The organism is Pseudomonas citronellolis, from assembly GCF_900112375.1.
Taxonomy (GTDB): Bacteria; Pseudomonadota; Gammaproteobacteria; order Pseudomonadales; family Pseudomonadaceae; genus Pseudomonas; species Pseudomonas citronellolis.
Map to the genome: position 1 here is coordinate 87,548 of NZ_FOLS01000011.1, position 19,565 is coordinate 107,112.

At 65.3% G+C, this 19,565-nt stretch carries 25 protein-coding genes; 21 read left to right on the forward strand and 4 right to left on the reverse strand.

All coding sequences use genetic code 11. The features are described 5' to 3' along the window. Nucleotides 1–69: 69 nt before the first annotated feature. The 17 genes from BM060_RS12620 to BM060_RS12700 all read left to right on the forward strand — a co-directional run bounded on the left by BM060_RS12620 (nt 70) and on the right by BM060_RS12700 (nt 13,353). Nucleotides 70–3,171 (forward strand): tape measure protein, encoded by a 3,102-nt coding sequence (locus BM060_RS12620; RefSeq protein ID WP_074980447.1) that lies wholly within the window; start codon nt 70–72, stop codon nt 3,169–3,171. Nucleotides 3,172–3,216: 45 nt separating this feature from the next. Next, a complete protein-coding gene (locus tag BM060_RS12625) occupies nt 3,217–3,732 on the forward strand; it encodes a hypothetical protein (protein WP_074980448.1) in 516 nt (171 codons plus the stop codon). Continuing rightward, on the forward strand, nt 3,733–5,460 hold the full coding sequence (locus BM060_RS12630; RefSeq protein WP_074980449.1) for a hypothetical protein: 1,728 nt from the start codon (nt 3,733–3,735) through the stop codon (nt 5,458–5,460). It begins immediately after the preceding gene. Between the two features lie 2 nt (nt 5,461–5,462). After that, nucleotides 5,463–5,810: a hypothetical protein gene (locus BM060_RS12635; RefSeq protein ID WP_074980450.1), complete on the forward strand. Its 348-nt coding sequence runs from the start codon at nt 5,463–5,465 to the stop codon at nt 5,808–5,810. Next, the gene (locus BM060_RS12640; protein WP_135499830.1) at nt 5,807–7,288 is read left to right on the forward strand and encodes a hypothetical protein; all 1,482 of its coding nucleotides are present in this window, start codon (nt 5,807–5,809) and stop codon (nt 7,286–7,288) included. The genes BM060_RS12635 and BM060_RS12640 overlap by 4 nt, the downstream gene beginning before the upstream one ends. Before the next feature lie 2 nt (nt 7,289–7,290). Beyond that, a complete protein-coding gene (locus BM060_RS12645; protein WP_074980452.1) occupies nt 7,291–7,770 on the forward strand; it encodes a hypothetical protein in 480 nt (159 codons plus the stop codon). Between the two features lies 1 nt (nt 7,771). Continuing rightward, complete coding sequence (locus BM060_RS12650) at nt 7,772–8,665, forward strand: hypothetical protein (RefSeq protein ID WP_074980453.1); 894 nt, start codon at nt 7,772–7,774, stop codon at nt 8,663–8,665. 106 nt (nt 8,666–8,771) lie between these two features. Next, the gene (locus BM060_RS12655; protein WP_245322951.1) at nt 8,772–9,278 is read left to right on the forward strand and encodes a hypothetical protein; all 507 of its coding nucleotides are present in this window, start codon (nt 8,772–8,774) and stop codon (nt 9,276–9,278) included. 10 nt (nt 9,279–9,288) lie between these two features. After that, a complete protein-coding gene (locus tag BM060_RS12660) occupies nt 9,289–9,486 on the forward strand; it encodes a hypothetical protein (protein WP_074980455.1) in 198 nt (65 codons plus the stop codon). 9 nt (nt 9,487–9,495) lie between these two features. Next, entirely contained in the window at nt 9,496–10,062 is a 567-nt protein-coding gene (locus BM060_RS12665; protein ID WP_074980456.1) for a hypothetical protein, read from the forward strand. Nucleotides 10,063–10,066: 4 nt separating this feature from the next. Next, the gene (locus BM060_RS12670; RefSeq protein ID WP_074980457.1) at nt 10,067–10,351 is read left to right on the forward strand and encodes a hypothetical protein; all 285 of its coding nucleotides are present in this window, start codon (nt 10,067–10,069) and stop codon (nt 10,349–10,351) included. Then, the gene (locus BM060_RS12675) at nt 10,344–10,553 is read left to right on the forward strand and encodes a hypothetical protein (protein WP_074980458.1); all 210 of its coding nucleotides are present in this window, start codon (nt 10,344–10,346) and stop codon (nt 10,551–10,553) included. Before BM060_RS12670 ends, BM060_RS12675 begins: the two co-directional genes overlap by 8 nt. Nucleotide 10,554: 1 nt before the next feature. Continuing rightward, a complete protein-coding gene (locus BM060_RS12680) occupies nt 10,555–10,845 on the forward strand; it encodes a hypothetical protein (protein ID WP_074980459.1) in 291 nt (96 codons plus the stop codon). 1 nt (nt 10,846) lies between these two features. Further along, nucleotides 10,847–12,169 carry a phage head spike fiber domain-containing protein gene (locus tag BM060_RS12685; protein WP_074980460.1) on the forward strand — a complete coding sequence of 441 codons (1,323 nt, stop codon included), beginning with the start codon at nt 10,847–10,849 and terminating at the stop codon, nt 12,167–12,169. Further along, complete coding sequence (locus tag BM060_RS12690) at nt 12,166–12,441, forward strand: hypothetical protein (protein ID WP_074980461.1); 276 nt, start codon at nt 12,166–12,168, stop codon at nt 12,439–12,441. The genes BM060_RS12685 and BM060_RS12690 overlap by 4 nt, the downstream gene beginning before the upstream one ends. Before the next feature lie 58 nt (nt 12,442–12,499). Further along, a complete protein-coding gene (locus BM060_RS12695) occupies nt 12,500–12,976 on the forward strand; it encodes a hypothetical protein (RefSeq protein WP_074980462.1) in 477 nt (158 codons plus the stop codon). Beyond that, nucleotides 12,973–13,353 (forward strand): hypothetical protein, encoded by a 381-nt coding sequence (locus BM060_RS12700; protein WP_074980463.1) that lies wholly within the window; start codon nt 12,973–12,975, stop codon nt 13,351–13,353. Before BM060_RS12695 ends, BM060_RS12700 begins: the two co-directional genes overlap by 4 nt. Before the next feature lie 169 nt (nt 13,354–13,522). Here the strand turns inward: BM060_RS12700 and BM060_RS12710 are convergent, their stop codons facing one another. Then, nucleotides 13,523–13,957: a hypothetical protein gene (locus BM060_RS12710; RefSeq protein ID WP_074980465.1), complete on the reverse strand. Its 435-nt coding sequence runs from the start codon at nt 13,955–13,957 to the stop codon at nt 13,523–13,525. A 43-nt stretch (nt 13,958–14,000) separates the two neighbouring features. Then, complete coding sequence (locus BM060_RS12715; RefSeq protein WP_074980466.1) at nt 14,001–14,285, reverse strand: hypothetical protein; 285 nt, start codon at nt 14,283–14,285, stop codon at nt 14,001–14,003. Nucleotides 14,286–14,401: 116 nt separating this feature from the next. Here BM060_RS12715 and BM060_RS12720 point away from each other — a divergent pair, with 116 nt between their 5' ends. The 4 genes from BM060_RS12720 (at nt 14,402) to BM060_RS12735 (ending at nt 17,198) form a co-directional block, all read left to right on the forward strand. Beyond that, entirely contained in the window at nt 14,402–14,662 is a 261-nt protein-coding gene (locus BM060_RS12720; protein ID WP_074980467.1) for a hypothetical protein, read from the forward strand. Nucleotides 14,663–14,697: 35 nt separating this feature from the next. Further along, nucleotides 14,698–14,958 carry a hypothetical protein gene (locus BM060_RS12725; protein WP_058487177.1) on the forward strand — a complete coding sequence of 87 codons (261 nt, stop codon included), beginning with the start codon at nt 14,698–14,700 and terminating at the stop codon, nt 14,956–14,958. A gap of 855 nt (nt 14,959–15,813) precedes the next feature. Further along, complete coding sequence (locus BM060_RS12730) at nt 15,814–16,149, forward strand: hypothetical protein (RefSeq protein WP_043317260.1); 336 nt, start codon at nt 15,814–15,816, stop codon at nt 16,147–16,149. Between the two features lie 455 nt (nt 16,150–16,604). Continuing rightward, nucleotides 16,605–17,198: an SDR family oxidoreductase gene (locus BM060_RS12735; RefSeq protein ID WP_082033871.1), complete on the forward strand. Its 594-nt coding sequence runs from the start codon at nt 16,605–16,607 to the stop codon at nt 17,196–17,198. 50 nt (nt 17,199–17,248) lie between these two features. Here the strand turns inward: BM060_RS12735 and BM060_RS12740 are convergent, their stop codons facing one another. Then, complete coding sequence (locus BM060_RS12740) at nt 17,249–18,226, reverse strand: alpha/beta fold hydrolase (RefSeq protein WP_043317265.1); 978 nt, start codon at nt 18,224–18,226, stop codon at nt 17,249–17,251. A 593-nt stretch (nt 18,227–18,819) separates the two neighbouring features. Continuing rightward, nucleotides 18,820–19,014, reverse strand: coding sequence for a hypothetical protein (locus tag BM060_RS32380; protein WP_135499831.1), 195 nt, complete (start codon nt 19,012–19,014; stop codon nt 18,820–18,822). Nucleotides 19,015–19,565: the final 551 nt, after the last annotated feature.

The following is a 19,565-nucleotide window of genomic DNA, read 5'->3' on the forward strand; positions in this document are numbered from 1 at the left end:
GCCTCGGCCATTCGGCCGTCCTTTCCTATCCCTGGCGCCTGTTTCTGCGCGCACTGAAGGGCTGATCTCATGAGTGATATCGAACTCCGCGTTGGGGCGGACGTGGACACTGCTACCCGCAACATCGGGGTGTTCCGGTCCGAGTGGCAAAAACTGATCCGCGAAGTAGAGAAGCCGCTGGGCGATATCGATGCTTTCCGGAAAACCCAGGACGCAGCCAAGAAGGCAAGTTCCGCTTATTTCGGCGCTCGCAAGAATGTCGAAGACCTCAAGCGCGCGATCGCGCAGGCAGGGCAGCCGGTCAAAGCTCTCAACCAGGAATATGCTCGCGCACAGCGGGCGTTGGCCTCCGCAACGCGCGAGTTCGACCGCCAGAAGGCCAAGGTGCGCGAGCAGCGCGCAGAGCTGAAGGCCGCCGGCGTCGATACGCGGAATCTCGCCGCCGAACAGGCACGGCTGCGCGCAGAGCTTGAGCAGCGAGTCTCCGCCGCGGGCTCTGATGCTGCTCTGAATCGTGCGCGCTCTTCCCTTGGGGTTGGCCAGATAGAAAGTCTCCAGCGCGCTCTGGTTGACGTTCGCCAGCAGTACCGGCTTGTGAGTCAGAGCGGCGACCTGTCGGCCAAGGAACTGGCGGAGGCGCAGGCCGCCTACCGTCGCAGCGTTGACGCCACGTTGGCCAAACTGCGGCAACTTCGCGCAGCGACTGCCGCACCGGCGAGCAAGTCGGATGTCGCCGTCCAGGGCGACCTGGCCGCGACCTTCGGACGGATCTCGCAGGCGCGCTCGACCTTCGGGGTGGAGCAGATCGAACAGGCGCAGCGGAAACTGGTCGACCTGCGCGAGCAGTATCGGCTTGTGCGCGACTCCGGCGTGCTGTCGTCTCGTGACCTGGTAATTGCGCAGGCGAACTACCGGAAGAGCGTCAGCGACACGCTGAGCAAGTTGCGTGACCTGCGCTCGGTGTCGCAGCAGCCGGCCTCTTCCCGCGATCAGGCGGCTATCGGTATTCGCCAGCAGGCGGCTGCGCTGAGGATGGCGGCCAACGAACGCCGGCGGTTGAACATTGAAGATGCCAAGCAGGCACTGGGGATCAGCAGGACCAGGCAACTGCAAGGGGCTCTGGTTCAGCTCACCCAGCAATACCAACTGTTGCGCACCAGCGGCTCGATTGGCACGCGCGAACTCGCGCAGGCTCAGAGGACGCTGAAAACCCGCATCGCTGAAACGAATGCCGAGCTAAAGCGACTTTCCAAGGGAAGCGGCGGGGCTGCTGGCGGTGTGGCTTCTGGGCTTGCTGATGTTCTTCCGGTCGTATCGAAGTTGAAGGGCGGAGGGGCTGCCGCTGTAGTGACGGGGATTGCCGCAGCAACGGCAGTATTTGTGACTCAGACTGCCAAGGGCTCCGATACGGTTGGCCGGCTTGATTCCAGGCTGCGGCTGGCGACTCAATCCCAGGAGGAGTTCAACAATGCACAGGTTGAGCTTGACCGTATTGCCGACAGCACCCAGGGAAATGTCGAAGATCTTATCGGCCTCTATTCGCGCCTGCAGCGTCCTCTTCGTGATGCCGGCATGGATCAGCAAGCGGCCCTGGATACCATCGAGGCAGTATCGCTAGGCCTCAAGATCGGTGGTGCTTCGGCCGAAGAGTCGGCCTCGGTGATCCAGCAGTTTTCCCAGGCGATGGCGAGTGGCGTCCTTCGTGGGGAGGAGTTCAATGCGGTGCTCGAAGGATCGGACCGCATTGCCGGAGCGCTTGCTGATTCTCTTGGCGTCACCATCGGCGAACTGCGTCAGATGGCGCAGGAAGGAAAACTGACGGTGCAGCAGGTAGTGCCAGCGCTTCGCGGTGAGCTGCCGAAGCTCCGCCAAGAGCTTTCGTCCTTTGCTCCAGAGATTGGATCGGCAGTTAACCGCCTCGGAGGTGAGCTCCAGAAATACTGGGGGCGTGTTGCCAAAAACTCCGGCGCAACCGATGCAGTGGCGAGCTGGATCAACGACATCGCGAAGGGCATCAATGGCGCGAACAACCTGGTGGTCGAGAAGGAAGGTGATCTGACGGAGGCTGTGCGCAAGGAGCAGCGCGCCCGCGAACAGGTCTACAAGGAGCACAAAGCGAACCTGAAGCAAGTGCAGGACCAGATGGTTGCCGACCTGAACGACCAGGTCGAAAAAACCAAGGGTTTGCTCGGCCAGTCGACCAAGGAACTGCAGGGAGCGCTGGAGCGGCAGAAGTCGATCCAGAAAGAGTTCGCCGACCTGCGGAAAGGGGTGGCGAGCACCGGGCCATCTGGCCAGGCCACCTTCGGAGATGTAACCCAGGCCAAGGTCAATGCGCGAAACGCCCTCCAGGGGGGGGATACGCAGAAGGCCATCGACGAATCCCGCCGCGCGCTGCAGATGCTGCAGCAACTCAAGGAGGCTGGCGAGAACAGCTACGGCTTCGACGGCGTGGCCAAGGAGTTGGAGGGGATCGCCAACAAGGCTGCGGAGATCGACGCCGGCAACGCCAAGGCGGTGCAGGCAATCAACGAGTCGAGCCTGGAGGATCTCGAACAGCGCATCCAGCGCATCCAGAACGTGCAGGTGTCCTTCGGCCTCAATACAGAGAGTCTGGACGCCCTGCGTGAGCAGATGGAGCAGATCGCCGCTGGTCTCGCCCAGCAGATGGTGATTCCGGTAACCCTACAGGCGCCGGCGGAGATGCAGCCCCCGGGAACGGTCAATCCGCAGGTTAGCTTCCCTGGCGCGGATGCATCGGCCGGCTTCGATGTCGGCGGCTATACCGGCCCCGGCGGCAAGTACGAACCGGCCGGCGTGGTACACCGCGGCGAGCACGTGCAACCGCAGGAGGTGGTCCGTGAGCCCGGGGCGCTGAGCTTCTTCGAGCGCGTCCGGCTCTACGGCTTCCAGAACACCATGCGAGCGCTGCGCGGGCAGTTGGCCAGCGGCTGGCGCGGGTACGCATCGGGCGGCCTGGTGGCGCCGAGGATGGTGCCGAGCATCCCGAAGCTGTCGCCGGCCCTGGCCGCCGGTGGCGGAGGGGAGAGCCTGGGCACCGTGGTGCTGCAGCTGGACGGCAGGTCCTACAGCATGCAGGCGCCGGCCGACCAGTTCACCGCCCTGCACCGGGAGTCCCTGAAGAAGGGGCACCGCCGCGGTAAACCCTGAACCTGGCCCCGCTCTGCGGGGCCTTCTCTTTTCTGGAGCAGCTGAATGTCGCTACCCATGGTCATGCTGGGCGGGGTGCCTCTCGTGCCGCATGCCGGCACGGTGTCGCAGTCCATCACCCCGCTGGGCGGCCCGGAGATTGTCAGGCTGAGCAATGGGGTGGGAGTACCCATGACGCACTGGCAGAAGTCGGCGATCGCGCTCAGCGGCTCGGGCTTCATGCCGCCGGGGCTGGATGGCCTCGACTACACCCAGCCGCTGGAACTGCGCTGCACCAAGCATCTGTCCATCGTCGGCACCGGCACCAGCTTCGTGCTGGCCGGCACGCCCCGGCCGGACTTCGCGCCCTGGGCGCTGGCGCTGGTTGGCCAACAGTGGGTGGAGACGCCAATGGTGCTGGCCGGCGCGAGCGCCACCGTCACGCCGGTGCCCGGGGCGAGCGCGTACCAGGTGTGCTGGATGCCCGTGTTCACCGTGTCGGCGAAGCGCCCGCAGGGCGACATGGACCCCAGCAACAACGTCACGCCACACGGGTGGCAGATCACCTGCGAGGAGCTGTAGATGCTGAACGGCCTGCCACTGAACAGCGCCGCCCTGAATGCGCTCTGGCAGCCGTCCTCCGGTCCCGAGCCTGTCGAGCCGCCGCTGACGCTGGTCTGGGCGGCTCGGGTGAGCCTGGGGGGAGATGACGTGACGGCCCAGCTCACCGGCCAGGTACGGGTGGAGCGGGAGGAGGGCGCGGCGGCCATCGCCGAGTTCAGCCTGTACCTGCCGGCCGCCGGCGTCGACGTGGTCGCCTGGACCGGCAAGCCGGTCGAGATCTATTTCCAGCAGCTGGTCCAGGGCGCCTGGGTGGAGGAAAAACGCTTCAGCGGCTGGCTGGAGCAGCCGACCTACGACCCGCGCAACCGCATCGTGCAGTGCGAGGCCACCGACCGCCTGCAGGATCTGGTCGAGGCCATGCAGGTGGAGGCCATCGACAGCTTGGTGGGTGGGCTCTGGACGGAGGACGTGTTCGAGGCGGTGGACGGTCGCAGTCGCTGGGACTATGCGCAGGAGCGCCTGGGCACGGTGCCGGCCAGCCTGGACCGCTCCGTTGATGGCGTGCTGCGCGTGACGCCCTGGGCGGCCACGTCGCCGACCAAGGTCTTCGGCCCGGGAAGCACCATCGATCAGTCGCTGTCCGTCGAGATCGCGAAGCTGTCCGAGCGAGTCAATCGCGTGGAACTGTCGATCAGCTATCGCTTCAGCCGGCTGCGCGAGCGGCACCAGGCCTACAACTGGCAGCACCCGGAGGTCCTGGGCTGGAACGAGGACGCCGGCTTCTGCCGCTGGCGTCAGGACTCCAGCGAACTGCCCACCACCGACATGGTTGAGAGCGCGCTGGACAGCGCCGGCTACAAGCTGCTGGCCGGGGCAGAAATGCTCCTGCTGCCGCCCACCGGTGTGTACTGCACCCCGCCGCAGGCATGGATCAACAACTACGACAACCTGCTGCTGGCCGCGAACGTGGTCGGCGGCATGCGCTGGGTGCAGGCCATCACCGAGACCTACACGCTCACGGTGGAAGCGCCGGAGAGCGTGGCCCAGGCCGGCGAGGTGCTGCGGCGCGATGGCTCGTCGCTGGAGAGCGAACTGGACCGTGCGGACGAGTGGGAGTCGGAGGAGTTCACCGGGCCCGCCGACGATGCGGTGCAGGACGCCCTCGAGGACTGGGTGGTGGATCTGCGCGAGGACGACCGCCTGGGCGCGAGTGTCCGGTGCCAACTGGCAACGGCCGCCACCAGCATCCTGTCCGCGCACCGGGCCAACCGGGTGTCGTGGCAGGTGCCGACCAGCATGGCGCTGGGCATCGACCTGGTGCACAGCGTGCGCCTGGAGGACCGCTGCCGCGCCGAGGGAAAGGTCTTCTCGATCATCGACGAGCTCGACCTGGGCCAGCAGACGGCGATCACCACCCTGGCCCTGGCGATCAGCCGCGGCGGCGGGGCGGTGAACGATCCGCTGGAACTGCCGGCGCCACCGGACACGGAGCCGGAGGGCTCGGCGCCGGAGCTAGTCTGGTTGCCCAACCAGATCCGCGGCCGCGGCCTCATGACCTACGACGACGCCCTGGACGGCTTCTCGGGCAACTACGACAACCCCGATCCTGGCTCGCCGGCCGAGGAGTTCCCGCGGCGCTACCAGGTGACGGCGCCGGAGGTGCCGGCCGAGCATCGCGACGAGTTCACCGCCGAGCGGACGGCCACCTACCGGGTGGCTGTGCCTGACGACCTGCTGGAGCTGTAGCGATGGCGAATGTGAATCAGCTGAAAACGGACCTCAACCGCCTGCAGGACTTCGTCCGCGAAGGGCGCACGCTGACGCCAGTTGAGCCGCGCGGTGCCAGGCCGTCCACCGCCGGGCGCGGCACCTTCACGCCGCCGACCACGCTCGGCACGGGAGGCATCGCCAGCCCGCTGGTGGAGAAGACCAAGCTGGAGAGCGGCAAGCAGGTGCCCGACCGGGACTACTACCCGGACGGCCTGACCAGCAGCGACGGCCTGCTGATCCTGCCGGCGATCAAGACGATGCGGATGACGGACGCCAACGGCGCTGCCGTCGAGTTCCAACTGGCCAATCCGAAGGGGACGGTATGACGGAACCTGTGTGGGGCTGGCCCTGGCACGGCCGGCTCGACGGCGCCGGCCTGCACCTGCCCAATGGCCAGGTGCTGGGCTCGGTGTTCATGCCCGGCGACAGCCCTTGGCTGACCTACCGGCACCAGGTGCCCGGCGTCGCCCCGGTGCAGCGCAGCGAGGATGAACTGGAAGCCGACCAGGCCGCCGGCCGGGAGTGGCGCAACCAGACGATCCTGTGCGGCCGCGGCTTCAACCTCTACAACCGCGACCTGGGCGGCTGGCTCTACAGCGCGCCGGACGGCAGCAATTGGATTATCAATCTGGAGGGGGAAACGGCCACGCTGTTCGGCGTGCTCGGCGGCAAGAGCGTCATCAAGCCGATAACCGTCACCTGGCCGGCCGACCTGGGACAGACGTCGCCGGCGATCCCGGGCGCGGTAGTGAAGCGGGACAACACCCCGGTGGACGTCTCGCCGGCTGGCCGCCAGGCGGTGCTGATGCTCTACATGGAGGAGCCGGACATCACCGTTCCGCCGGGCACGCGCCCCATCCCGCTGGGGTTCCTGCTGCTGACCGTCACTGGCGACCGGGACGCGCCCTTCGCGGCGACGGCAACCGTGGCGCGCACCAGGGCGCAGACGCTGGGCAGCTACACCGGCCTGGACGAATACACGGGCGAGGTGCGCGAGACGCGCTGGACCATTGGGCCGCCATACCCTCACGACCCGGACGCGCCGGTGGTGGTCGATAGGACGGCTGATTCCGATCCGCCCGGGACGGTGTATGCGGGGACCGATGTAAACGGCCAACTGGGCCGGTACCAGACTCGTCAGGGGCTGCGCACGGACGCCGTGCAGGACAAGATCCTGGCGGTGTGGTTCGGGCCGGACGGCAGCCTGGTGGACTGCGCGCTGGACTTCCAGATTCTATACCAGTGGGACTTCCCGGCGGCCTCGGTCAACGTTGGCCCATCACCCACGTCCATCAACCGGACGACGTCGACCACCACCACCTACTCGCTCACGCTCAAGGTAGGTGGGGAGACTGCGGCGCAGATGGGCGAGGTGGTGGTGCGCACCGAGCGATGGGAGAACCAGGCCGGAACCGTCGAGCAGTCGGAAACCCTGAACGGCGAGGACGTGACCGGCCAGTACAGCCCCATCGCTGGCACCTGGGCGCGCGTCCCGTTCGACTTCCAGAACTGGACGCTGCAGCAGCAGTGCCTGATCCGGGCGCGGCTGCGCCCCTTCGACTGGGTGCGCTACTCGAACAACCTGTTCGGGCTCTACGTCCGGGTTCAGCCGGCAGAGCTGTTCATCCAGCACTACCGCGGCGCCGCGGCTCCGGTCTCCGGCGCGGAGCCCTACCAGGTGCGCCTGGTCGAGTCGGTAGAGCCGAGTTCGATCTTCGGGCCGCTCCGCTTCGGCTCGCTCAACCCCATCACCGGGGAGCACACCGCTCCCAGTGACGGCAACAGCATTTCGACCTGGATGTGACCATGCAGCGCTTCGTGAACAACTTCTTCGCCCAACTCACGGGCGAGCTGGCGGCTGCCGGCACGGTGCTGCCGATATCGTCGGCCGCCGCGGCCCAGCTCCCAATGGGGGAGGGTGACTACTACCTCCTGACGCTGGTCGGCACGCTGGACGCGAGCCAGCAGACGACGGTGGAGGTCGTGAAGGCCACCCCGGGCGCCGGCGGCGCCATCAACATCGAGCGGGCCCAGGAGGGGCTGGCGGCGGTGGACTGGGCGGCAGGGGCCTGGGTGTTCTGCAGCATCACCGCAGGAGCTCTCGGCGGACTGGTCGGCGCCGTGGCTGAGCAGGCCGAGCTGATCGGCCAGCAGCAGGCGGCCATCGAGGACCTGCAGGCCCGCGTCTCCGCCCTTGAGGCTGGTGGTGCTCCAGACGGCGTGCTGATCGATGGCAACGGAAACTACCTGGTCAACGACCAGGGCAACTATTTGAGCGGGGTATGACATGGCGAACGTGCAACACATCGTTACCGGGGCTGGCGCCCCGAGCAGCGCACCGCCGGCGGTGGGCGCGCACTACATCGACACGACCAACAAGAAAACCTACGTCTCCACCGGCACTGCAGCCGCGTCGGACTGGGGGCAGCCGCTGGCAACCGGCACGCTGATCGTGACGGGCACGGCCGCTCCGAGCAGCGCCCCGCCGGCCGTTGGCGCGCACTACGTGAACACCACGGCCAAGAAGACCTACATCGCCGTAGGCACTTCCTCCTCTGCGGACTGGCTGCCGCTGGTGACCGGCGCCGCCTCGGCAGTGGTGACCGGGACCGGGGCGCCAAGTAGTGCGCCGCCCTCGATTGGCGCCATGTACGTGGATTCCGCGACCAATAACGTGTTCGTAGCCACCGGCACGGCCTCGTCGGCGGACTGGGGCAATCCAGTGTTCAGAGGGGATCCCGGCGAGGGTGGTGGTGACGTCAACGGCATCGTCTACACGACGGACTACTTCCTGGGCCCGGATCCTGACGGCGTGACGTTCTCGATTCCGTCGGATCGGCGCATCGTCGAGATGGAGATGCCGAACGCAGACGATACGGGGAGCAACCAGGCAACCCTGAAGCTCGCCCAGATCCCCGTTTCGGAGGATGACCATGAGCTGCTGGTGATCGTCCGGCGCGCCAATGAGGGGAACGCTGCGGAGCTGGTACTGCCGGCCATGGTCGAAACCGGCGGCGGATCCAACGAGGTGTACTACACGGTCATTCCGCAGACGCTGGGTGGCACTGCAGGCACGCTGTTCGATACGACCTGGACCATTCCAATCCCCATCGGCTTCAGCGCGTTCCGCGTGTATCGGCGCTACGGGCGCGCCTATTTCATCGCATCCCTGGCGCAGTAGCGCCCAGCAGCCCCATTCCTGACCTCTGGAGCAGCCAGCCATGCAGCCGGCCTGTATACCCCTGCGCCTCGTTCGGGGCGCCACCTACCGCGACACGCGGCGTTTCATGCAGCCGCGGCGGGAGTATCGCGACATCAGCGCCGTGGAGCCGACGGCGCCGCTCAGGCTGTCGGTGCCCGGCCATGGCCTGGCGGGCGACTGGCTGGCCTGGGTGGCGGGCGTCACGGGGTTCTCGGACCTCAACCGCGCCCCCGGCCGGCAGAGCCCGCACCGCGTCGAAGTCATCGACGACAACACCCTGGAGATCAACGCGATCAGCGGCGTCGGGCAGAAGCCGGTCGGCGGACAGCTGATCTACCAGCCGGCGGTTGACCTGGCCGGTGCCACCGCCCGGCTGGTTGTCCGCGAGCGGGAGGAGGGCGGCGCGGTGCTGCTGGAGCTGGCTACCGGCGCCGGCATCACCGCTGGCGCCCCGGGCACCCTGGTCATAGAGGTGCCTGCAGCGGATACCGCCGCCATCACCTGGATCAACGGCTGGTATCACCTGGATGTCACCTTCCCGGACGGCACCGTCTCGCGCTTCTTCCGCGGCGCGGTCGCCGTCGAGCAGTAGCGAGGTCGGCATGAACGACGCAGCGCAGATCGAGCCCTGGGCGGTGTCGGTCGAGGCCGACAGCGTGCCGGTCGTGCTCGAGCACATCAACGAATACGCGGTCACCGTCGACGCGGCCCCAGAGCTGGTGGTGGTCACGGTAGGCGAGCAGGGCCCTCCAGGCGCGCCAGGAACCGGGCTCAGCGAGTGGCAAGTCAACGAATGGTGAGGAGGCCCCATGGCCCAGGTTCAGTTCTACAAGGTCAGCAGCTTGCCGGGCACGCTGCAGCCCAATGCCTTCTACTACGTGCTCAACGGCGGCTACGCCGAGAGCTACATCACCGACCAGTCCGGTACGGCCAAGGCCCTGGGCAACTCGGCGATGATCAACGCCCTGGTCGGCGATGCCGTCGACGAGGCGGTGGCCACCATCAACGCGCTGGAGATCGTTCCGGATATCGCCGCGCGGGATGCCCTGGCGGCGTCGCTGCAGCGCAACGTCCTGGTGCTGGTGATCGACGCCACGGGCGATCCGTCGGTGGCGGCCGGCTCCGCACTGTACGCCTACGACCATGCCGAGGACACCTTCAGCAAGGTCGCCGAGTACGAGTCGATGGACGTGGTGGTGCAGTGGACCAGCATCACCGGCCGCCCGACATCGTCGCCGGCGCAGATCGACACCGCCGTCAGCCAGAGCCACACCCACGCCAACAAGGCCACCCTGGATCTGCTCGGCGCTGGCGCCGACGGCCTGACCTACGACGGTGAGCCGGTCAGCAGCAGCTGGTCGACGCTGAACTGGTGATGCCATGGCTGTCGTCCTGCACCACAAGGTCGTCGCCAGTCTGCCGGCGGAGCTGGAGCCGAACAGCATCTACTTCGTGCGCCGCGGCGCCGGGTACGACCAGTTCGTCACCAACGCCTCCGGCCTGGTGGTGGCCTATCCCATGAACCTCTCCGTGCCTGAGCTGGCCGTGGTCCTGGCCGATGGCCAGCTGGCCCGCATGCCGCTCGACGCGCGCGGGGAGATACCGATTCAGCTGGCGGACGGCTCGCTATCGAGCGTGCCCGCCATCGGAGGCCCTTATGGCTGAGAAGAAACCACTGAGGTTCATCCTCGATGAGCTGGGCAATCCCGTGCGCCTGGGTGAATTCCAGGCCGGAGAAACCCTGCCGAAGGCGGTGTTGCCGGCCCTGACGGCGTCGGACGTCGGCGCCGATCCCGCTGGCGCCGCGGCTTCAGCCGCAGCAGCCGTCGCCGCGGACAACGATGCACGTCACTGGATGGGGCTGTGAAATGACGCCGAAGAACTGGAAGCTGACCGCCTACACGAACAACACCTGGACCGACGTCGTCGGCGAGACCGCCATCCTGGCCTCGATCCTGGTGGCCAACACCGATCCGGCCAACGCCATCAACGTGCAGCTGCGGCTGTCCGGCGGCGCGGTGATCCTGCCCGCCAGCTCGGTGCCGGCGTCGAGCAGCTACGCCCTGGACCTGCGTAGCCTGAACATCACCACCGGCGAGACGCTGCAGTTGCAGGCCTCCGCCGCCGGCATCAACGCCATCGCGTCCGGGGCGGTGTGACATGGGCGCCGCACTGAAACCCCTGCTCAAACGTGTGGCCGTGGGCAGCCCGGCCGCGTTGCCCACGCTGGACCTGGACTTCCTGGCCCAGTCCTACAAGGTGTCCGACGGCGCCGGCGGCATGAACAGCGTCGCCTTCGCCGACCTGGTGGCGTTTACCCGGTCGGGCGCGGCCTGGCGCTTCAACGCCTCCGGCGTGCTGGAGCAGGTCGCCGCCAACCAACCCCGCTTCGACTACGACCCGGTGACGCTGGCCCTGCGCGGGCTGCTGATCGAAGAGCAGAGGACCAACCTGGCTACCTATTCCGATGACTTCAGCAACAGCGCCTGGGTGAAAGGTACGCTCACCACGGTTTCCTCATCTGCTGTCGTCTCGCCCGCCGGCGGTACGATGCAGAAGCTGATTGAGACGACCGAGAATGACCTGCACTCCGTTTACCAGAGCAAGACGGTAGCCGTTTCCACTGCCTATGCGCTGTCGTTCCACATGAAGCAGGGGGAGCGGCGATACGTTGCTCTCGCCATCGGCACGTCAAGGACTCAAAGTGCTGTAGCTGTCTTCGATCTACAGGCTGGCGCTGTGGTTCGGACCTATACCGCCGGGAATACGTTTGTCTTTACTGCCGCCGGAATCATCAACTGTGGCAACGGAATTTACCGACCTTGGGTGAGTGCCACTACCCCGTCAAGCGGCACTTCGGCGATTCCCGCGATTTGGCTGATTCCCGATAGCCTCGTAAATACCAACATCCCGACCTACACCGGGGACGGCACTTCAGGCGCCTATGTGTGGGGTGGTCAGTTCGAAGCAGGAGCTTTCCCAACGAGCTACATCCCCACCACAAGTTCACAGGTAACCCGCGCTGCTGATGTGGCGAGCGTGAATATGCTGAGTCCTTGGTACAACCCTGCCGCTGGTGCTGTATATGCCGAGTGGGATGCGTCTGGTGGGCTAGCGACGAATAGCCCTGTGTGGGTTCTTCAGGGCAGCGGGACGAACATCATTCGTCAGCGTGCCGAAGCTGCTCGGCCGCTCTTCGATGTCTACACCGACGGAGTAGCCCAGGCTTCGATTTCCGTCGGGGCTCCGGTAGTGGCCGGAGTGACGCGAAAAACTGCCGCTGCCTGGATGCTCAATTCATTTCAGGCTGCTGCTGATGGGAGTCTTGGCGCTCCGGATGTTTCGGGCAGCATCCCGAGCGTCACGCAATTGGCCTTCGTCAAGGCGAATGTCACCGCTGCGTCATTCAACGGCCACATCCGCCGCGTCCGCTACTGGCCCCGCCGGCTGTTCGACAACGAACTGCAGAGGATCACCGCATGATCGACTACTACCTTCGCGCCGCCTCTGCTCAGGACCTGGAGCAGGCCCTGCTGGCGGCCGGCGCCGCCTCGCTCGACGACGGCCAGTTGGTTCCGGCCCAGGGCATCGCTCTCGACATCATCGGCACCTGGTACGACCTGCCGCGGGAAGAGGGGGCCGAGCCGGTGGCGCGCCCGGGATACTACGCCAACGTCAGGTCGGAGGCGCCTATCACCTGGCCGGCCGGCATAGCACTGCCCGAACCGGAAACGCCCTGGCGCACCTGGGCCTAGCCCGCACCATCTCAACAAGCCCGCCACCTGGCGGGCTTTTTCATTTCTGGAGAACCGCATGGAACTGATTCAGGTGCGCCGCTCGATCATCGAGCCGGCGCTGTCGCTGCTGCCTGCGCGGATGAACAGCCCCCAGGCCATGGCGATGCTGCTGGGCATTGGCCTGCAGGAGTCGCATTTCGAATACCGCCGCCAGCTCGGCAACGGGCCCGCCCGGGGGTTGTGGCAGATGGAACGCGGTGGCGGCGTACATGGCGTGCTCCGGCATGAGGCCTCGGCGAAGCTCGCCGCCGGCATCTGTGCCCAGCGCGGCGTTGAGCCGACCGACCAGGCGGTGTGGCAGGCGATCGAGCAGGACGACGTGCTGGCTGCCGCCCTGGCCCGGCTGCTGCTCTGGACCGATCCGCAGCCGCTGCCGGCGCTCGGCGATACCGCCGGGGGCTGGGCGCTCTACGCCCGCGTGTGGCGCCCCGGGACGCCCAGGCCGGTCGAGTGGCCGGCGAACTACCTGCGCGCGGCAGGGGCTGCAGCATGAGCGGCCTGCTGACGAAGCCCCTGGCCCTGATGCTGGCCGCTCTGCTGCTGGTCGCCGCCGGCGCCGGCCTGGGTGTGCGGCTGGCCGACTGGCACTACCGTCCCCAGCTCGATGCAACTGCCGGCCTGCTGGGCATGTGCAAGTCGGCGCGAGACAACCTGGAGTCCCTGGTGGGCCAGCAGAACGCGGCCATCGCCGGCCTGGCTGATCAGGCCGAGCAGCGCCAGGCGAAGGCTGCCCAGGCCGTGGCCGATGCCCAGCAGCAGGCCGGCCAGCACTTCGCTGCCGCGCAGCGGCTGCAGCAGGAGCACGCCGACGGTGAGCAGTGCGGCGCCACCGAAGTAGTTATTGATCACGAACTGGGGCTGGGCAACTGAGTCTTCAGCAGGAATAGTTCCCACAGGCCGGGGTGCATACGCCTGTCTCCGGCCTCCCACTGCTGCCAGGTTCGCAGGCTGCTGTGCACCAACGCAGCGGCTGCCGTCTGAGATAGGCCGACCGCCTTGCGGGCGGTGAGAATTTCTGCGGGATCAGGAGTAGCGCTGCTCATGCTCGTCCCGGTACGTGGCTCACGTGCTGGCCAACTGCTTCCTCTGCGCGCACTTCGCTGAGCAGGTCTTCGGCGACCGGATCGGTAGCGCCGCCGCGCTGGCGGTGCGCCTGATACCAACTGATCACAAGACCGGCGACATTGTCCTCGGGGCCGTCGCGCAGCAACTCGACGGGCAGCCCGCTGGCGGTACAGATGCGTTCAATCACAGCCCAGTCAAAACTCACGCTGCCGTCGGTCTCGCGCGCCAGGCGTAGGTCGGAGAAGTCAAGCTCTTCGGGGATCGCCACGCGGGCGATTTGCTGCTGCATGTAGGCCTCCACGGCGCTAGCGATGTAGTCGGTGAGCCGCATGCCTGCGGCCCGTGAGGCGCGAACCCAGCGCCCTTTCGTGGCCGCCTGGACTCGCAGGTGAATCAGGGATTCGGTCATGGTTCGGCCCAACGAAAAGCCCGGCAGGAGCCGGGCTTGATGATCAGCTGACCCAGTTCCAGGGGCAGCGGTCCCAGGCGTCCATGCAGAAGACGTTAACGTCGTCCTTCAGGCTGCGCGCCGCGTCGTAGTCGGACTCATCATCGATCTCGACGACAACCGAGTAGGTGCTGTCGGCCTCGTTTATCTCGATCTCGGCACCAGGGAAGTTCTCGGCCAGTTCTTCGGCGATCCACTCGCGGTAGCCTTCGGCGTCGGCTTCCGAGCACTCGGCGCCGAAGTTGTAGTGGCTCTGGCCGTTCAGAGTGATCTTGGTGATTGCGGTCATGATGTTGCTCCTATCAGGAAGCCCGGTTCCGCCGGGGCGGTGGTCGGCGTTTACGCCTGCCATGGGTGTAGAATACGCTCAATGAGCGTATTTGCAAATCTTTTTGCGAGGACCACATGCGTTCGATGATTTTGATTTTTGCGGTCGCGCTGGCGGGATGCGCCGGCCGGCAGGAAGCCGAGCCGCGCACGGTGCGCGTAGAGGTGCCGGTGGCGGTGCCCTGTCGGGCGCCGGCGGTACAGGAGCCGACTTGGGCCACGGCGAGCTTGCAGAAAGGTGACACGCTGCAGACCAAGGTTCGGGCGCTGCTGGCAGAGCGGCAGCAGCACCTGGGCTACGAGGCGCAGTTGCGTGCCGCGGTGCAGGCCTGCCAGTAGGGTATGATGCCGGCCTCGATCAACAGGAGGTCGGCATGCTCATCATTCGTCAGGGCACTTTCTCTCGGCTTCAGCTGGAGCGCATGGTCGGCAAGGCGGGCAATTTCGGGATTTGGGAATACCACGTGTCGGCGAACTCCGACATGTTCCCCGGCTACGCGGCTGGTCGCCATGCCGCTATCTCCCCGGCGGAACCGAAAGAGGGACAGGAAGTTGAAGCATTCGTCATGCTCCGATCCAACTCCCCGCAGGAGGAGTGGCGGCCGGCAGGAAAAGGCGTCGCGGAGTACCGCTGAATGCTCGGTAGACTCGGCGCAAAACCACCCCTGGAGCCCGCGTGGATACGTTTGCGAAACGCCGAAAAGTGGTGTGTTTTGCCTAGTCAAAATGGTACGATTTCCAAGCTAAATCAAAGGCTTGGATTGGATATGTCCGCTGTATGGGGTGCAAGGGGTCGAGTGTTCGAATCACTCCGTCCCGACCAAAAATCCCTAGAAAATCCAGTCACTTAGCGGTGACTGGATTTTTTTATGCCCGGCGGTTTTGTGGGGCTCGGGAATTTTGCCCCACTTTTTGCCCCACCGGAAAATACAGAGATTCCTGCGCCTTCTTTCAGTCATGGAGAAGGGGAGGTGGCGCATCCTCTGGATACAGGCTTAGGTTGGGCATCCAAGGCCTAGTGGTAATGCTTGGGAGGGGCTGGTTGCGTCCAGCAGCAGGCTAGGCGAGCAAGGTGCATAGCGCCATCGCGCAGGTTGCAGGCCCGCATGCAGGAGCTGCCCCCCGTTCCGTCGTCATTTGCACCCCGTTCTGCTGTGAGCTGCACCCCGTGGCATCCACGGGGTGCATCAGGTTCACCCCGTTCATTTTGACGGGGTGCAGGGGACTCACCCCGCTCCATGACGAGGTCGTAGCAGACTGGAACATGGTCCCGGCGGGTGATGTAGGCAGCGGCAATCGCCTAGTTGCCCGGCACGATGATGCCCAGGTCCTCCAACAGGCGGAGCTTGGTCTGTACGGTGCGCTCGGACAGAGCGTGCCGCGCGCCTCTGCGATGCGGCCCTGCACCTTGCTCGACACGCTAGGGCCTTTCTATTCACGCAGTGCCAGGGCTGGCGAAGCCTGGGGACATTCGTATGAGGAATCAAATCATGACTGAGCCGGCCTCGACTGCAGTTGGCGGGATCGCGCTCTACAAGCTCGGCGTCCTTGGTTTCTTCGCTTTCCTGGCCGTCATCCTAGTGATGGCAATGGCCCTGCCGAAGACGGTGCGGGAGTACGACACCATGCTCACCGGCATGGGCGCGCGGCGTCACCGGCTCCCCCCAGGTATCAGTTTCGGAGTCCTTCCGCCTCACGTAGATCTTATGGCTCAGTTGGCCATCGAACGGGATCGATATCACTTGTTCGTGGTCGTCAACCGGTGCTGCAGTGCCGGAGATTTTTTCTCCTTGGTACGATTCCAGATGTCAGTTATATCTTTCTGATCCATGTGACCTCCTTGGTCATGCGTCGCGCCAGGACGGCGCTGGAACCCCTGGCTGATGGTGTAGGAGCCTGGCCAGGGTTTCCGGAGGATAAGGGAGGATGTCGTGATGATGGCGATATGATTTCGCCCAATTGGATGTGATGTCATGGTGACATTAGATTCGAGCCGGGATCAGTCTGAAAAAGGAGATGTCATGAGCGGATCTGGGAAGCAATGGTTCACTGCGAAGTATCGGCGCCAGAAACCCGGGCAGGCTTCTGCCTACACTGGAGCGAAGCAGTTCTTTGTCTACTCGCAACAAGAGGCCAATACAGCGCTTAAGGCCGAGCTAACAGCACAGTATCCCGGTGACGTGATTACGGTGTCGGCACGCTGAAAAGCCGACTGCCTAGTGATTCCGAGATCGAAAGCCTAGCCATGCTGGGCTTTTTCGTTTCAGAGGCATCTTGAAAATTGCAGAGCGCTTCCCGTCAGTTGTGGTGCCAGTCTCGGCGGCCGGCAGCTCGCTCGGTTCCGCCGGCAGAAGCCAGTACTCGTCCGCTAGGTCGAGTACTGGCGCGGCCAGTTGCAGCTGACGCTCGGGTTGACCAAGTCGATGAAAGCCAGTTCGACGAACAGTTCGACATCAATGTCAAAGGCGTCTTCTACACCATCCAGAAAGCGCTGCCGCTGCTGCGTGATGGCGGTTCCATCGTGCTGGTGTTGTCCATCGCCCACCTGAAGGCACTGGAGGCCCACGTGTTCTATGCGGCGACCAACGCGGCGGCGCGCTCATTCGCTCGCCGTTGGGTGGCTGAACTCAAGGGCTGGAACATCCGCGTCAACTGCCTGAGCCCCGGCCCGCTGCTGACGCCGATCATCGGCAAGATGGGGATTGGCGAGGCGCAGTTCGGCGCGTTCGAAAAACGGCTGGCTGGGCTGATTCCGCTCGGCCGTCTCGGCCACCCGGAAGAGTTGGCGAACGCAGCGCTGTTCCTTGTATCGGGCGACAGCAGCTTCACCACCGGCGTCGACCTGTGCATCGATGGCGGGCTGTCGCAGCTCTGAACGGAAAAGGGCCAGGAGCTTTACGCGCCGGGCCTTGTGTTCTACCGGTTTCAGCTTTTGATGAAGGCCAGCAGGTCAGCGTTGATGGTGTCTGTGTGGGTCGTGCACATGCCGTGGGGCAGGCCAGGGTAGGTCTTCAGGATGCCGTGCCGCAGCAACTTGATGGACAGGCGCGCGGAGTCGTCGATGGGAACGATCTGGTCGTCTTCCCCGTGCAGCACCAGAGTCGGCACGTCGATCTGTTTCAGGTCCTCGGTGAAGTCGGTTTCCGAGAAGGCCGTGATGCAGTCGTAATGGGCCTTGGCACCGCCGTTCATGCCCTGGCGCCACCAGTTGTCGATCACCACTTCGGAGACCTTGGCGCCCGGCCGGTTGAAGCCGTAGAAGGGCCCCGCCGCCACCTCGCGGTAGAAGTTCGAACGGCTGGCGGCGAGCGCCTCGCGGAAGCCATCGAACACCTTCAGTGGCAGACCGCCGGGGTTTTTCTTGGTGCGCAGCATGATCGGAGGCACGGCGCTGATCAGCACTGCCTTGGCGACGCGCCCGGCACCATGGCGTGCGACATAGCGCGCGACCTCGCCACCGCCGGTGGAGTGACCGATGTGCACGGCGTTCTTCAGGTCCAGGTGCGCTACCAGTTCTGCCAGGTCGGCGGCGTAGGTGTCCATGTCGTTGCCCTGCGCTGTCTGCGAGGAGCGCCCATGGCCACGACGGTCATGGGAGATCACGCGGTAGCCCTTGGCGAGGAAGAACAGCATCTGGCTGTCCCAGTCATCCCCTGAGAGCGGCCAGCCGTGATGGAACACGATGGGTTGCCCGCTGCCCCAATCCTTGTAGAACAACTGGGTGCCGTCGCGCAGGGTGAGGTAGCCCGATCCTTGCTCCTTGCGGCGCGCACCCGTTACGGTCGGGGCCTGGGCAGCGCTCGCCTGGCCCGCAAGCATGGGGACGGCAACCGCCAGTGTCGCGGCTGCTACGCCGGCGCTCATCAGGGCGCGGCGGGTGGTTCCTTGGATCTCGTCGGTCATGGTGAAAGCTCTCGTCAGGGTACCGCTCGCGCGGCGAATGGGGGCCGGCCCGCTCCGGGCTCGAAGCGACCTTGCGGTCGCTAGGAAGGTCGGATTTCCGGTAGGCAAACCCTATTCGCTGGCCGGGGACTCTCTCCATCGTCCATGGGTATCGCATCACCACACCTAAGTTTCGCGGAGAGCCGGGGGCGTTCGATTCCTACCGAGATAGCTTCGACCTGTTCCAGCGCACCCGCTCCAGCCAGAAGCCCCTGCAAGTCGTGGAGGGCGCGACCCATTACGACCTGTACGGCCCCAGGCCCGGTCGCCGCTGCCCTGGAGCAGTTGGTGCCTTTCTTTAAGGCGCACCTGTGACGGGGCATCCGTCGCAGACTGCTGGCGAGTGAAGCTTCCACTGCTGGTGCGTCTACTGCAGTTGGTAGCGCACGGACTGTTGGCACTACACCGGTACCATGGGCTGTTAGCCCTTGAAGGTGAGGCAGGGTTTTCTTTTGTGTGCGCTGGATGGGGTTGCGGGGGGAGGAGGAAGGGAGGATGGTAGGAATGCCAATACGCCCGAGCCCTGGCGGAATTCTTCTTCCATTGTTCGGTCGTCAGCCGAGGACGGTATGGACGACGAACGCTTCACCCGTGGGCTGAATATTGCAACGTGCTGCCTGAGCATGGCGGTTGATGATCTGTTGGCGGAAGAGTTCCAGTGTGATTCCGTCAGTGTCACGCACCGCCTGAGCGAGATTCGTCGCAGCGTCGAAAGCTGCGCGATGATCCTGCGGGCGTTGCAGGCGCATCGCAAGAGTTCTCCCTGCTTCGGGAAACTATCCAGCCCAGCGCTTGCTTCGGGGCGGTTCATCCAACTTGGCCCCCGGGGGTACGGTTCCAGCCTTGTCTGGCCTGCTTTCCCACGCATACGTCGATCCCATGCCTAGGCCGGCATGATGCGGGGTACCTGCCGAATTCGGATGGCCGTGGCGATGACGTAAGTGCGCCAGCGCACCGACATTGCCAGGCAAGGCCGCCACCCTGGCGAATGGACTGGCCATTCAGCCTTCGATTCACTGCCGCCTGTGTGCGGCGTTACCCCGGACTGGCAGCGACTCGTTCCAGTGCCTAGCTGAAGCCGACCTGCTCGCCGAATGGCGGACGCCGCCGTCGCTTTGCTTCCTATCGCCCGCTCACCCGAGTCGAGGCCCCGGCATCTGCATCGTCACCGTTGACTCTGCCTTTTGCTAAAGGGCCAAGGCTTTTGCCACGGATTCCGGAGCCTTGCCTATGAAATCGTTTTTCCGCCGGGCCTTTGCCCGCAGCCGTTCATTCCCTCCCTGGGACAGCCTGACCCCTG